General features: G+C 46.6%; 1 pseudogene. It reads right to left on the reverse strand.

Annotated elements, in window-relative coordinates:
- Positions 1–864 (reverse strand): annotated as a pseudogene (locus ACFIN0_RS09880) (hypothetical protein); the annotation flags it as partial.

An 864-nucleotide genomic window follows, 5' to 3' on the forward strand; every position in this document is an offset into this window, starting at 1 on the left:
TCGCCTCAGATGCCGTACTCTTAGCTTCTCTTGCTTCTGTTAATGCTGTAGCCGCTGTAGATTTCGCTTCCGTCGCAATAGTTTCCACCCTTTCTGCCTTAGCTTTTGCTTCTTCTGATAAGGTCTTCGCTTCTCCAGACTTCGTCAATGCTTCTGAGGTTTGTTGGCTTATCTCATCTCCTTGCTGCTTGGCTGTATTGGCTGTCGATAATGCCGTTTCTGCAACGCTTTTAACATCACCTATCGTTTGCTTGACTTCATCACAAGCATTCTTGCTTGTCTGTGCAAGGTTCTTTGCCTCTTCTGAAACTGTTTTAGCTTCCTCAGAAATTCCCTTGGCATTATTGGCTGTACTGGACGCTGTATGCGCCGTGGCTTTCGAAGCAGTTGCTTCTCTCAACGCTTGTTCTGAAATCTTTTGCGCCTCTGTAGATGCCGTCGTCGCTTTTTCTGCTAAGCCTTTAACTTCTTCAGAAAGATTCTTGACTTCATTGACTGAGGTTAGCGCTGTAGACGCTTTCTCCTTCGCATCACTTGCTTCTGTAAGCGCATTGGTGGAGGCATTTTTGGCTTCTGTTGCTAGCTGCTTGGCTTCTTCACAAATCCTCTTACTTGTCTGTGCAATTCTCTCAGCTTCCTCTGTTTTCTTCTGAACGGATTCTGCTAAACTTTTACTTACTTCTTCGCCTTCACGAACCGCTTGTCTATCGGCTTGCAATGCCTGCTCTGCTGTTACCTTCGCTTCATTGGCTATTCTAGAGGCTTCTGATGCTTCTTGTTGCGCTTGCTCCGCTTTTGCCGTTGCACTATCTGCTGTACTTTTCGCTTCCTCCGCTATTCCCTTCGCTTCAGATGCCCTTTGCG

Source organism: Bartonella sp. AA89HNZF (assembly GCF_042196905.1).
Taxonomy (GTDB): Bacteria; Pseudomonadota; Alphaproteobacteria; order Rhizobiales; family Rhizobiaceae; genus Bartonella.